We start from the raw sequence: 12,119 nt of genomic DNA, 5'->3' as shown, positions 1-12,119 counted from the left end.
TCAATCACAAAAATTTTTCTTCTCTAGCCCCCATTCTCAAAATGCCTGAACAATTGCTACCAGGGTATAGTATTCGCCTTGGCTCCGCCTTGGATCGGGCACTACTAGTCAAATTTATGCAACGGAGCTACCAGGATATATTTCCTCCTGGCGATTTTTCTCACCTCGCGCAAACCGTCGAGCAATACTTCTCCAGTAAAACCCCCTTGTGGTGGGTAGATGAAGAAAAGGGAACAGGGGAGCCACGGAGCGGGGGAGAATTTTCTTCCTTGTCTTCTCCACCACCCCCCTCATCCCCCGTCGCTTGTCTATGGATAGGAAATGCCATCGATCAAATCAGTGGTAGCCGCCATGCCCATGTGTTTTTGTTGTATGTTGTTCCAGAATATCGACGGCGGGGTATTGGGACAGCTTTGATGAAATATTTAGAAAAATGGGCAACTCAAAGAGGCGATCGCCAAATTGGGTTACAAGTATTTCAATCTAACCAAGCCGCATTGAATCTTTACGATCAACTTGGTTATCAAACCCAATCCCTGTGGATGGTAAAATCGCTCAATATAGAAAAATAATCTAGTGCAGCATGGCAGGAATACTTAGGCGGTTAAAATGTGACTAAAAAGTAGCTTTTATAGACATACAGTCTTCTGCTTACTGCCTGACTTCGACTTGCTTCGGCTGTGCTCAGCAATCAACGCTCAGTAGTCGCCCAGCAGATTCGAGGTATTACCATCTGCCTACTGCCTTCTTGCACTATTATGTATGACGAAGAAGACCTAAGCCTACTCGATCTCGATGTCGAGCTAGAAAGCCCCCTAGATCGCATGGAGCCGCTAACTGCTGAAACAGAAGTGGCAAAACCCGATCCGGAGGCGATGCTAGCTCTATTAGACAATCCCCAACCGCAGCAGCGAATGCTAGCGGCCCGGGCCTTTTGTGACCTTGAAGATAAACGTGCTATCCCCCATCTCATCCGTCTGTTAACCGATACCTGTCCCTTAGTGCGGGTAAGTGCAGCCTATGCCATAGGACGCAATCCCAGTCTCGATGCTGTAGAGCCATTAATTACTCAACTCAACCGCGATTGGAACGGCTATGTGCGTAAAGGTGTAGTTTGGGCTTTAGGAAATTGTCGTGATAGCCGTTCTTTAGCACCCCTAGCTGACGCTTTAAGAACTGATATTTCCGCAGTGCGGTTATGGGCTGCTAGCGCCTTAGCCCAAATGGCAGAAGTCAATTATGAATCAGTGATTGGAGCCATACCACCACTAATTGAAGCCTTAGTCAAAGACCCCATAGCCGCAGTGCGCAGTAACAGTGCTTGGGCTATTGGGCAATTATGCCGCGAACTACCATCTAATGTAATTTATGCCACAGCTATCGACGCTTTAATTGAAGCCTTTGCTGAAGACAAAGACTTAGGCGTGCGAGAAGACGCTAAAGCTTCATTATTAGGTGTTGGCGATCCTCGCGGTTTACAGCTAATTGAAACCTTAGAACAAGAAGGATTTTTCTAGTTTTTGGTGTATTGAATTATATCTGTTCGTACTCAGCACCTTAGTGCTACAAAATTTAACTAATAAGCTCTTGAACAACATCCTAGCCTTGCACCTCCCCGTGCAAGGCTAATAGTTTTTACGAATCTTGTCACCAAGAGTGAGTATTTATTCATGAAATAGTTAATTATTAAAAAATAATTAAAAAATTTGCATATTACTTCTTCTAAGTGCTGATAAATAAATGGTTCAACTAAAAGTATTGGCACAGTCATCAAGTGTCTAGTCAGTTACGACAGGATTACAGTATGCTTCAATACACGGAAAAGCCCTGCTTTGTTTGCAAAAAGATGATTCGTTACCGCATGGAAGTAGAGATGACCGCAAGCGGAACTAGTAAAATTTATTGGCAACCCATCGCTGGGACACCAGATCAACCAGATATCAATAAATGTCCCATATGTCGTTGCCAGGTTTCTAGAATCTTCGGTTATTCATTGAAAGCTTCTTTAGGATTAACTTAAGGGAACGCCAAAAAATAAATTATTCCGCTTTATGTTGTTGGTTGTATGTTGTTGAGTGTTGACTGTAAACTGTGAACCGTCAACACTCAACACTCAACAATACCAACTGAACTTTTTTAACCTTCCTTAACTTGCACCCCTGCCTGAACTAAGTCAAAATTGCTAGGAAAATGGGTATTGCGATCGCAATCTGCTTTTTCTAATTTTGCTCCTGTTAAATCAGCAGAGCGCAGATTCGCAGAAAATAACAAAGCTCCCCTTAAATCAGTATCTCTAAGATTAGCCTGACTCAGATCGGCAAAACTTAAGTCAGAGCCTCGAAGATTAGCACCACTCAAGTTAGCTTGACTTAAATCAGCGTAGCTCAAATCAGAACCTTTAAGGTCAGCACCTTGTAAATCGGCATCACCGAGTTCCGCCCTACTAAAACTGCGGTGTCCTAATGCGTAGCTCTCTAGGATATTCGCTACAGTATTAATGGGTTGTTGAGTATTTTTTTCAGTCATTTCCTCACGAGTTCCTCAAGTTTATTTTCTAGTTGCAAAACAATAGCCATCGTTACAGTTTCATAAAAATTTTTAGGAGGGCTAACTCATGCCATCCCTTAATTTGTTAACTGTTTTTAATCCCTCAAATTATTGGCGAAGCGGTATTTGTACTATACCCTGGCAAGCGATGTCTTCGACGGGCTACGCCAACGCTCAACAATTTGCTATTACACCAGATGAACTCATTTTAAGTGACCTCCGCGACTGATCACAGCAACCGCTAAGTGCCCAAATTGACCGCATTGACCCAGAATATCCTAAACGCGATACTCTCGTGTTCCAATTAAATCAGCCAATTTCCCCAGGTACGGAAGATGATATTTTAGCTTCCACTTTCATCCGCTTAGACCTAGGTAAGCCAATGCAAACAGCAATCGATCAGCCATACTTAGAAATAGTTTATGGCTCGGATAGACGCGAACGAGGATTTAGGTTTGTTAATAATCGCCTAATTGTCTGGTTTAATTTAATACCATCACCTGAAGATCATCAACACAACTGGTTTTCTGGCTCAGCTAGCAGCGTACAATTAGATTGCCAAGAAATGCTCGATCCTTTCCGCGCTGCGCTCGGTGAATGGCTGGATCAAGATCCGGAAAACGTTGTATGCAGGTAAGTAAACTGTAATTACCCGGACTTTCCTCTCCCCAATCACCTTATTATCAAAATCAGAGATTAGTTACTGTTTGATACTGGGTAATAATTTTTAATTGAATTCTTGAACAAATTAAAACTTCGTAGAGTGGGCATTATCCACCTTACTAATTAAAATTTTGTGCTTTAAAGAACAACCCCACAGTTATGTGAGGTTGCTAGATACATTCAAGTTCAGTTTTTGTAAGTAAAGGCTGGAGCTAGGACTTTTTCTAACCTTCTTGTATCTTATAGTACCGTAATAGTTATTACCTCAGACTGGGGAATCAGCCAGTTTATAATGTGTCCAATTGGGTGAGTGTCTTTACCTAACTATGGAAAAGCTCTTTAGCTTTCAATGGCGAAACTTCAACAGGTACTTCGGCAATTTCCGGTTCAACAACTGTTAAATGTTGCTCTAAAATTGCTAAATTGCGAATATTTGATTTATAGAAAGCATCAAACAAATCACCAACTAAAGGCACAGTACCAACAACCGTTTCCAAACCCACATTAAATATCATTTTGGCTAAATCTTGGCGTGGTAGACCGAAGCGTGTGGCTAAAAATATGATATAAGCGGAAAACCCTGTACTAATTAAATCACCGGCACCAGGAACTAAACCAATTATTGGGTCTATTCCTATACGAAAACCTATGCCAGGAATGCGTATAGATGTATCCATGAGGCGACTGAGTTTGCGGATGCGGTTGAGAGTAGCAAGGCGTTTAGCTGCGTCCATAATTTCAGATATTTCTACTACTCTTAGGTTGCCTTAATTGGAAATTGCTTGTCCTGTATCGTGAGAAAGAACAAAGTACTGGGGTGAAGGAGAAATAACTGTTGACGGTTGACGGTTGACTGTTTACGGTTGACGGTTGACTGTAATTTTATGTTGTAGGCGATTTGCTGCTATCCCTGATTTCATCGTACTTGGCACGTACATTCTGTATATCTTGCCACATGAGCCATTTCGGGCCGCCTACTTCTCTAGTAGGGTTACGTAATAAATAGGAAGGATGGAAAATCGGCATACACAAACGCCCTTGCCACTCCATCCACTGTCCGCGAATTTTAGTAATCCCACGTTTATCACCAGTTAAACCTTTAACAGCAGTTGCACCAGTTAACAGAATAATTTTTGGATCTACTAGGCGAATTTGTTCTAATAGGTAGGGCAAACAAGCTGTCATTTCTTCGGTGGTAGGAACTCGATTTTCCGGCGGGCGACATTTATTGATGTTGCAGATGTATACATCTTGCTCAGTACTAAGATGGACAGATGCTAAGATTTTCTCTAATAATTGCCCAGACTTACCGACAAATGGTAGACCTGTTTCGTCTTCATTTTGACCTGGTGCTTCCCCAACAACCATAATTAGTGCTTTGAGGTTTCCCCGCCCTACGACTGCATGGGTGCGGTTGTCTCCTAATCCGCAACGGTGGCACTGATTGCAGTGTTGTGCCAATTCCGTCATATCGGAATAAGTATGAGGAGGTATGGGAATTTTGGCGTCTGTAGGAATCAGATCCCGTTGGTTAAAGCTGGAGTCGTCAAATAGGCTGAGTTGGGTTTCGCTGCTCATGACAATCTGAAACTTGGGGTAAGTAGCACCTGTTAAATTTACGGGCAATACTTTTACTAAAAGAGATGTTTAGGAGTCAACTTTGATTGACCAAACCTTTATTGTATCAGTTGTCTAACTTGATTTCAGTCGCAATCAGTCCAGTTCCATTGTTTGGTATTGCATGGCTCTAGCATAATCACCTAAGGCGTAACAAGCAAGTTTAAGACTAGCAAGTGCTTGTTCTTGAGTGCGAATGTCTTGAAGTGCTTGGGCTAAAAACAAACGTTGTTCGTGGTATGCGATCGCTTTGTTATAATCACCCAAGGCTTCACAAGCCACGCCTAAACTTGCTAAAGACTGTTCTTCACTTCGCTTGTCTTGAAGTTCTCTAGCCATTTGCAATCGTTCTTCATAATAAATAATCGCTTTGGCATAATCACCTAAGGCATAGCAAGCATTACCTAGATTTTTCAGAACATGCACAGCACTACGCAGATTTTTTAGGGTACGGCATAAGATTACACACTGTTCATAATAAGCGATCGCTTTGGCGTAATCATCCAACGCATACCAAGCATTACCTAAATTCTTGAGTACTTGTTCCTCACCCCAATGATCTTGCAGTTCCTGAACAATTGCTAAACTTTGTTCTTGATACTTAATAGCCTGTTCAAAATTACCCGCAGCTTTATACACCAAACCCAGATTATTCAAAGCTGCGACTTGATTGCGCTTATCTTGCTGCTGCTGGGTAATTTGCAAACTATCTTCTAAAAATTTAATAGCTTTGCCATATTCATTGAGATGACGGTACGCATTTCCTAGATGAGAAAGCACTTGTATCCGCACTGATATATCTGATTTCTCCCCCATCAGTGACAAACACTGTTCGCAATAAGAGATAGTTTTTTGGTAATCTCCTAATGTATAAGCTATTAATGCTAATAAAGAAAAAACTTGTTCTTGCCTAGCAAAATTATCTACTGCTTGAAATATTACTAGAGATGCTTCTAAACTCTTAATTGCAGCAGTTAAATCACCAGCTTGTTGCAGTTGGACTCCTTGACGCATTAGTTTGGATGCTTCGGATAACTGGTCGTTACTTTCTTGAGTAAGAATTAGTTCTGCTGATGAAGCTTGGTCAAAATTATGGGTAATGGTATTACGCTTCCTTAATTTTCCATATTTTTTTGGAACATTTAAAGGATCGGTATTCTTCAAATTGGGATTCCATCCGCCTGTAGACATCGACCAAGTCCTGTTAAGTTTGGTGATATCTTGTATTATTCCCAGAATTTTCAGTAAATCGTCAGTCTGTCTGTTTTTTCCTGACTCAGCGGAGTTTTTCTCTCACCTCCATTAAAATTATTCCTAACATATTTTTACCACTACCATCAGCACCACATCCCCAATAAAAATCAATAGGAGAGTTTTCCACAATTTCTTCACTACCTGTGGAGAGTAAAATTTCTCTAATATCTGCATGGGTTGCAAATTTACATAGCACAGCTTTTCTCATCACATCATCTTTAACCTGTTCCCAGTCTTGACGCAGAGGACGGCTGCGTTCGCGCCCCATTTTTGCTGCATCTTTAGGACTTTTAACTAATCGGATTTGTTCGACATGGAAAGTACCAATAAATTTTTGTGCTTGAAAGTAATGTTCGCTAGTCGGCCAGTACAACCCATCTAACTCAAACCCGTGGGGTGAAAAGTTGGAGAAACAACCATATTCTTCGCGAACAGTGTAAAAATAAATTGTCATATTGTAAATGTTTCTTTGGGTAGTAGAGCGAGTGCCTAAAAAAGCAAGATTGTTAACGCTTAACACTCAACAGTCAACCATCAACATTATTATCAAGTTAGCCATTTACGCTAGGTTTTTGCACAACCAAGCATGAAATTCTTTCTCCCCTAGTCCCTAGCCCCTAGCTCCTAGCCCCTATTTTCAAGACAGCTTAAGTTCCCAACATTTGTAACTGATGTAATGTGGCATACATACCCCCTTGATGGACTAATTCTTCATGGCTTCCTTGTTCGATGAGTTCGCCTCGCTTTAAAACAAAAATGCGATCGACGTTGCGAATTGTGGATAATCGGTGAGCGATAATAATCGCTGTACGTCCTACTAAAAGCTTGTTTAATGCTTGTTGAATTAAGGCTTCTGTGCCTACATCTAAGCTAGCGGTTGCTTCATCTAATACCAAAATTTGCGGATTGCGAATGGCAGCACGGGCAAAGGCTAAAAGTTGCTTTTGTCCGCTAGAAATATTTGTACCTCTTTCTCTAAGTTGGGTATCATACCCTTGGGGTAATAGTTCAATAAACTGATCGATATTGGTTTGTTGTGCTGCTTGTTGAATTTCTGCAAAGTTGTAATTATCGCCCAGGCTGATATTACTTTTGACATCACCAGCAAATAAAAATCCTTCTTGTAAAATTACTGCTAAATAACGGCGTAATTCTGCTTGTGGTAAGTCACGAATATCTATACCATCAACAAGAATGCGTCCTTCTGTGGGTTCGTAAAGACGACATAATAGGCGAATAATTGAACTTTTACCTGCACCTGTAGGGCCGACTAAGGCAATTTTTTCTCCCGGACGAATGGTAAAATCTAAGTCTTTAATGACGTAATCATTATCTTTATAGGCAAACCAAACATGCTCAAACCGAATTTCGCCTAATTCAGTTGTGGGCTTAGCATTGGGAGATTCGAGATTAGCAACTACTTCATCTATATAACCAAATTTGGCATCATAAATGGAGATACGAGAATTATAGGGATCGCGAATTTCTATCGGTTCATCTAAAATATTGGTAACTCGCTCTATAGCGGTAAAACCTGCTTGAATTACAGTGAATTTTTCGGCAAAATTTCTTAATGGGTCAAATAATTGTTGTGCATATAACACAAATGACGATAAAATCCCAAAGGTAATACTTTTGCCTAGCAACAACCAACCACCTAATACTAAAACTCCCGCGATCGCTACTAAGCTAATCCACTCTAAAATCGCGGAAACTGCGGAATCATAAAAAATTGTTCTATCGATTTGCTGTTTGTAACGTTCGTTAGTTTTGCGAAACAATTGACCATTAAATCTTTCGCGGCGGAATAGCTGGACTACATTAATCCCTACAATATTTTCCTGTAGTTGAGAATTCAGCATCGAAAGTTCTTCTCTGGCTTTGTAATTTGCTTGGCGATACTGCTTTTGCAAATAAACAATTACCAAGCTGATGGGTAACAAAATTACCAATAACAAAGATGCTAATTCCCATTGCAGAGAAAACATTAACCCGATAATCACCAACATAGAAAATAAATCGGAGATAATCCCTACTGCTCCTGTAGAAAAGACATCTCCCAAAGCTTCTACATCACTGGTGAGTCTAGTAATTAGTTTACCAATTGGCGTGCGGTCAAAAAAACGTACAGATAAAGATGTCACATGATGAAATAAGTCTTCGCGAATCACCGCTGTGATTTTTTGTCCTAGCATCTGTACGAGATACCCTTGATAACCAGTTAATATCAATCTGATAATAATAGCTATCAGTAATAAACCTTCTAAAATATTTAGCCCTTCCATCAAAGGGCGATTTTTCAGAAATTCGTAAACGCTAGGTTCCTGACGAATTAAGGAAATTGCCTGTCCAATTATGAGTGGCTGTACCGCATTAGCGATAGCGATGGGTACAAGTAAAAACATTGACAGCGCTAGCAATTTTTGATTACGACGGGCGTAAGGTACTAAGCGCAAAAATAACCGCCAGTCATTGTCACGCCGACGGTATTGTGTGTCAGATTTTTTGAGGGATGGGTAGGTGCTCATAGTACAAGCATTATAATGAACTACCTACGCACTTTGCTACCTTTCTAAAGAGATATGGGCATTGGGCATTGTATTTCTTCTCCCTCATCTCCCCTAGGCCTGATTCAATTCTCCTTTGTGGTCTTTGCGCCCAAAGGTTGTTTCAAAACTGCACCTTATACAAATTAAATAATTCTCCTGATTGACGCGACAAAATTTTAGCGCCAGTGGCTTTGATTGTTTTTTCCCACTCAGCTAGGGATTCTAAAAATACTTCTGCACCTAAATAAGTTTCCAGAACCGCCCAATCTTCTGCTAGGGGCTGTTCGGGGTTGAGGATGTCAAAGACAAATATTCCACCGGGTTTGAGGACTCGCTTGGCTTCCAGCAATACAGCAGTCCAATATTCTAGGGGAAAATAACAGCTAAATCCTGTGGCGATCGCTAAATCAAATTGATCTGCGGCATAGTTTAAGTGATGGGCTGGTCCTAATTCCACTCCTTTAAATAGCTTAGAGTTGAACTGCGAACCACGAGAATTAAGGGTATCTCTGGCAAAGATACTAATTTCTTGACCGTAAAAGTATGCTTGCCAATCGCGCCAAGGATAAATTAAAAAGCTGACACCACAGCCAATATCTAAACAATGTTGATTTTTTTGTGGTTTGGCAATTTCCCAGAAGCTAGAAGCAATTTTTCCTGGTAAAGTCCCAGTAATCCAATCTCGAAAGATTGGCATTTCTTGTACTTCTGTTGGTAAGTCAAAGGGTTGATTTTGATATTGTCGGTTAAATCTAAATGCAACTTGTGCTGTCCTTTCTTGCCATTTGTCTGAGTGATGGCTGGGAGTGTTATGAGGTGTTGAAGAAGGCTTTTTAGACATTAGGGCTGTACTACTTTTTCGGGACTTGAGTCAAGTTCTAGTTTAGACAAAGTCTGAAAAGTTAGTAGGCATACAAAAACTTTCTTCCAGTCAACCGTCAACCGTCAACATAATTTTCAAATCAGCTTTATACAGGTAAATCTTCTTGTTTCAACGCCCGTCGCGCTAACTTAACGTAGGTTTTCACCGTAGTATAGGGCATTTCTAAATCTTGGGCGATCGCTTGTAATGATTCCCCCATTTCCCGACGAGCGAGAATAGTTGCCCATGTTGCAGCTATTTTATCAGCGCGATCGCCTCCCGTGCGTTTGCGTTGGGCAGTAAATATCGCCGTCAATTCTGCAATCCGTTCCCCCAACAGATTTGTTAATACCTGGGTAGATGTATTAACTTCTGGTTCCACCCATTCCAAGCGCGTTTGTCCTAAGCCAAACGTTGTTTTATGTCCCGTACCGCAGTATGGTGCGAGTTTGACTAGAGCATAAAATAATTTAGTAAATTCTGTATTAGCTAAAGCAGTTTTACTCAAACCACAAGAGATAGCCCCAACAAACCCAGTCACCGAACCCCGTTTACCCGCCGCTACTTTCACCGACTCGATGCGGTGCTGATGGATAATCACGCTTTCGTCTATCCAGTCGAGAAAAGCTTCTGTTTCTACAGCCATTCCCGAAAAGTCATTCCAGCGCCGCAAATAACTGTGGAACAAATTCACCGGCACTGGGAGGGGGAAATGATGACCTTTGCGGCGAAAGCTGGTAGGGGAAACAAAGCTAAGACTCACGTTAGTTTGTTTGTCTAAAGCCGACTCTAACAATTGGGCGTAGGTGGTGGGGGGATGGGCGAGACTCACCTGTTTAATTTGCAAAGGTGCATCTCGTAAAGCTAAAGTTTGGGGCAATTGGGTCAACCATTGCACGAGAAACTGTGCCACTCTGGGAGAAAGGGCGTTAACATGCCAATGGTAAATTTGCTTGGCTTCTAGATGCAGTTGTCTACCACTAGGGAGGAGTTGACCTTCCAGCGCCGAAATATTGAAGGGCTTTTCTGACTCCCCATCATGGAGATAAGCCGAAAGTTCCGGATTAAATTGTCTGACTTGGTCGAGAAACCAAGCATGAAGTCCAATTGTGTACTGGGAATAGAGGGAAGTCGAACTAGTCGCCTCTAGGTCAAACACCAATCCCACCAATTCTGTATTATCTGCCCACTTGGGAATTGTGGGAGACAGGGTTTTAGACTTGGCTTTGCGATTGGTAGATGTAGCTGATCTTGCCATCGCTGCTTGCTATGCAAATAATTTTACTGTTTAGGGCATGGGGCATGGGGCATTGGGCATTATCCCCTTGTGTTTACTGAGTGATTTACCCTGCGTTTCCTGAGTCTGTGGAACAGAGGGGAAGTGTGGGTAGAGTTTTTTATGAAATTAAGAATAATCACATTACATAGATTGAATTAAAAATAAATGGGGATCAATTTCAACATAATTGCTAATTAGTAATTAACTCTACAAATGTTGAGTTTTGTAAAGCAGAAATTGCGTTTTTACCCAGACTTTAATTGCTGAACTTGCTGATTTAGCAGGTGTTTAGCAACATATTACAAATTGTAAAAAAATCAATTTATGTTGTTGCAAATATTTTTATTTGAAGGGAAAAATATTTTATTGTTAGGAGGTAATTTGGATTTATTTATGCTTATATTAGCATATTTAGGGTTTAAATTCGCTTTATGCGCCAGTTTTCCCCAATTGCATCGCCAATTCCCCATACTGTAGCGATTAGCTACTTGAGAATTACTGTAGTGTAGTCTGCGGAATTTATTACAAAAATTACTAAGTGGTAAAAGCGATCGCTCTTTTGCCGGTTAAATTAGCAAATTATGGGTTTCTACAATCAATTAGAAAATAGCAAAGAAAAGCGATCGCTCTTTTTCAGCCTAAGTTTATAGGCTAACAATCTGAATAAATAGAATACCTAGCTTTTAATCCCCTTGCGGGGAAGTAGTGAACTCTGATATAACAGTTGTTTCACCTTATAGAAACCTGTTTCAATCCCTTTGCAGGGGGAATTTATAAATGAAACAAAGGTTTCTATAGTAGCTAATATTAGCGGCAATCCAAATTTAAATCAAGCTGTCGCAACGTGAAACAAGCAAAATCTTTCTGTTGAAGAATACTAATTTACTGGCTCATCTTCGTCATCATTGTCTAATTCTTCAAGCAGTTCATCTAGTGTCTGAGGTTTAAGTGTGCCTGAGTCTACTTCCTCCAATGCAGCAAATAGACGAATTGCATTTTCAGGAGAACTAAGTAGATAAAGAGTTTCTTTCATACTAATTAACTCATCAGCAGCAATCAGAGCAACATTTTCGCTACCTTCTCTTTCAATAATCACAGGATCGCGGCTTAAGACTACTTGATTGCAAAGTTCATCTAAATTAGCTTGAGCTTCGGGATAATTAATTTTTTGACCAACGTTCAACATTTTCTTAAATACCTTAAACAGTTATGCTCTCTTCTACTAAAGATCATAGTTAAAATTATCTAATGAGTGAAAGCCTCTAACAAGGAAACCAACCAGAACCGAGAGTAAACATGCTCTGGTTGGTAATAACCGCTCTAATTTTTAGCTACTTGTTGTACCTGC

Annotated in this window: 14 protein-coding genes; 5 read left to right on the top strand and 9 right to left on the bottom strand. The window is 40.7% G+C overall.

The features are described from left to right. The first annotated feature begins 41 nt into the window (after positions 1 to 41). From H6G41_RS16370 to H6G41_RS16360, 3 genes are all read left to right on the top strand, one after another. On the top strand, positions 42 to 572 hold the full coding sequence (locus tag H6G41_RS16370) for an N-acetyltransferase (protein WP_190747241.1): 531 nt from the start codon (positions 42 to 44) through the stop codon (positions 570 to 572). Between the two features lie 186 nt (positions 573 to 758). Further along, on the top strand, positions 759 to 1,517 hold the full coding sequence (locus H6G41_RS16365; protein ID WP_190747271.1) for a HEAT repeat domain-containing protein: 759 nt from the start codon (positions 759 to 761) through the stop codon (positions 1,515 to 1,517). A 287-nt stretch (positions 1,518 to 1,804) separates the two neighbouring features. Then, positions 1,805 to 2,020, top strand: coding sequence for a hypothetical protein (locus tag H6G41_RS16360; protein ID WP_190747240.1), 216 nt, complete (start codon positions 1,805 to 1,807; stop codon positions 2,018 to 2,020). A 116-nt stretch (positions 2,021 to 2,136) separates the two neighbouring features. Here the strand turns inward: H6G41_RS16360 and H6G41_RS16355 are convergent, their stop codons facing one another. Continuing rightward, on the bottom strand, positions 2,137 to 2,526 hold the full coding sequence (locus H6G41_RS16355) for a pentapeptide repeat-containing protein (protein ID WP_190747239.1): 390 nt from the start codon (positions 2,524 to 2,526) through the stop codon (positions 2,137 to 2,139). Positions 2,527 to 2,614: 88 nt separating this feature from the next. On the opposite strand from H6G41_RS16355, the gene H6G41_RS16350 reads away from it, so the two are divergent. Both H6G41_RS16350 and H6G41_RS16345 read left to right on the top strand, forming a co-directional pair. Continuing rightward, entirely contained in the window at positions 2,615 to 2,776 is a 162-nt protein-coding gene (locus H6G41_RS16350) for a hypothetical protein (RefSeq protein ID WP_190747238.1), read from the top strand. A 66-nt stretch (positions 2,777 to 2,842) separates the two neighbouring features. Beyond that, positions 2,843 to 3,184, top strand: coding sequence for a hypothetical protein (locus tag H6G41_RS16345; protein WP_190747237.1), 342 nt, complete (start codon positions 2,843 to 2,845; stop codon positions 3,182 to 3,184). Between the two features lie 346 nt (positions 3,185 to 3,530). Here the strand turns inward: H6G41_RS16345 and H6G41_RS16340 are convergent, their stop codons facing one another. The 8 genes from H6G41_RS16340 to H6G41_RS16305 all read right to left on the bottom strand — a co-directional run bounded on the left by H6G41_RS16340 (position 3,531) and on the right by H6G41_RS16305 (position 11,957). Next, positions 3,531 to 3,944 (bottom strand): DUF4112 domain-containing protein, encoded by a 414-nt coding sequence (locus H6G41_RS16340; protein ID WP_190747236.1) that lies wholly within the window; start codon positions 3,942 to 3,944, stop codon positions 3,531 to 3,533. Between the two features lie 148 nt (positions 3,945 to 4,092). Beyond that, complete coding sequence (locus H6G41_RS16335) at positions 4,093 to 4,788, bottom strand: uracil-DNA glycosylase family protein (RefSeq protein WP_190747270.1); 696 nt, start codon at positions 4,786 to 4,788, stop codon at positions 4,093 to 4,095. A 135-nt stretch (positions 4,789 to 4,923) separates the two neighbouring features. Then, a complete protein-coding gene (locus H6G41_RS16330) occupies positions 4,924 to 6,018 on the bottom strand; it encodes a tetratricopeptide repeat protein (RefSeq protein ID WP_190747235.1) in 1,095 nt (364 codons plus the stop codon). A gap of 85 nt (positions 6,019 to 6,103) precedes the next feature. Next, positions 6,104 to 6,535 (bottom strand): NADAR family protein, encoded by a 432-nt coding sequence (locus H6G41_RS16325; RefSeq protein WP_190747234.1) that lies wholly within the window; start codon positions 6,533 to 6,535, stop codon positions 6,104 to 6,106. Between the two features lie 193 nt (positions 6,536 to 6,728). After that, entirely contained in the window at positions 6,729 to 8,609 is a 1,881-nt protein-coding gene (locus H6G41_RS16320) for an ABC transporter ATP-binding protein (protein WP_190747233.1), read from the bottom strand. A 142-nt stretch (positions 8,610 to 8,751) separates the two neighbouring features. Next, positions 8,752 to 9,471, bottom strand: coding sequence for a class I SAM-dependent methyltransferase (locus H6G41_RS16315; protein ID WP_190747232.1), 720 nt, complete (start codon positions 9,469 to 9,471; stop codon positions 8,752 to 8,754). 127 nt (positions 9,472 to 9,598) lie between these two features. Continuing rightward, positions 9,599 to 10,750 (bottom strand): CRISPR-associated endoribonuclease Cas6, encoded by a 1,152-nt coding sequence (gene cas6, locus H6G41_RS16310; protein ID WP_190747231.1) that lies wholly within the window; start codon positions 10,748 to 10,750, stop codon positions 9,599 to 9,601. An 898-nt stretch (positions 10,751 to 11,648) separates the two neighbouring features. Then, positions 11,649 to 11,957 (bottom strand): type II toxin-antitoxin system Phd/YefM family antitoxin, encoded by a 309-nt coding sequence (locus H6G41_RS16305; RefSeq protein ID WP_190747230.1) that lies wholly within the window; start codon positions 11,955 to 11,957, stop codon positions 11,649 to 11,651. Between the last annotated feature and the right edge of the window lie 162 nt (positions 11,958 to 12,119).

It is taken from the genome of Tolypothrix sp. FACHB-123, assembly GCF_014697075.1.
In the GTDB taxonomy this organism is placed as follows: Bacteria; Cyanobacteriota; Cyanobacteriia; order Cyanobacteriales; family Nostocaceae; genus Aulosira.
This window is presented reverse-complemented; position numbering and strand designations above follow the sequence as displayed.

Excerpts from the sequence above, each read along its gene's own strand:
- H6G41_RS16360 (WP_190747240.1), top strand. The coding sequence starts at position 1,805 with ATGCTTCAATACACGGAAAAGCCCTGCTTTGTTTGCAAAAAGATGATT.
- H6G41_RS16335 (WP_190747270.1), bottom strand. The coding sequence starts at position 4,788 with ATGAGCAGCGAAACCCAACTCAGCCTATTTGACGACTCCAGCTTTAAC.
- H6G41_RS16305 (WP_190747230.1), bottom strand. The coding sequence starts at position 11,957 with ATGTTGAACGTTGGTCAAAAAATTAATTATCCCGAAGCTCAAGCTAAT.
- H6G41_RS16330 (WP_190747235.1), bottom strand. The coding sequence starts at position 6,018 with ATGTCTACAGGCGGATGGAATCCCAATTTGAAGAATACCGATCCTTTA.
- H6G41_RS16340 (WP_190747236.1), bottom strand. The coding sequence starts at position 3,944 with ATGGACGCAGCTAAACGCCTTGCTACTCTCAACCGCATCCGCAAACTC.
- H6G41_RS16365 (WP_190747271.1), top strand. The coding sequence starts at position 759 with ATGTATGACGAAGAAGACCTAAGCCTACTCGATCTCGATGTCGAGCTA.
- H6G41_RS16315 (WP_190747232.1), bottom strand. The coding sequence starts at position 9,471 with ATGTCTAAAAAGCCTTCTTCAACACCTCATAACACTCCCAGCCATCAC.
- H6G41_RS16350 (WP_190747238.1), top strand. The coding sequence starts at position 2,615 with ATGCCATCCCTTAATTTGTTAACTGTTTTTAATCCCTCAAATTATTGG.
- H6G41_RS16370 (WP_190747241.1), top strand. The coding sequence starts at position 42 with ATGCCTGAACAATTGCTACCAGGGTATAGTATTCGCCTTGGCTCCGCC.
- cas6 (WP_190747231.1), bottom strand. The coding sequence starts at position 10,750 with ATGGCAAGATCAGCTACATCTACCAATCGCAAAGCCAAGTCTAAAACC.
- H6G41_RS16325 (WP_190747234.1), bottom strand. The coding sequence starts at position 6,535 with ATGACAATTTATTTTTACACTGTTCGCGAAGAATATGGTTGTTTCTCC.
- H6G41_RS16355 (WP_190747239.1), bottom strand. The coding sequence starts at position 2,526 with ATGACTGAAAAAAATACTCAACAACCCATTAATACTGTAGCGAATATC.
- H6G41_RS16320 (WP_190747233.1), bottom strand. The coding sequence starts at position 8,609 with ATGAGCACCTACCCATCCCTCAAAAAATCTGACACACAATACCGTCGG.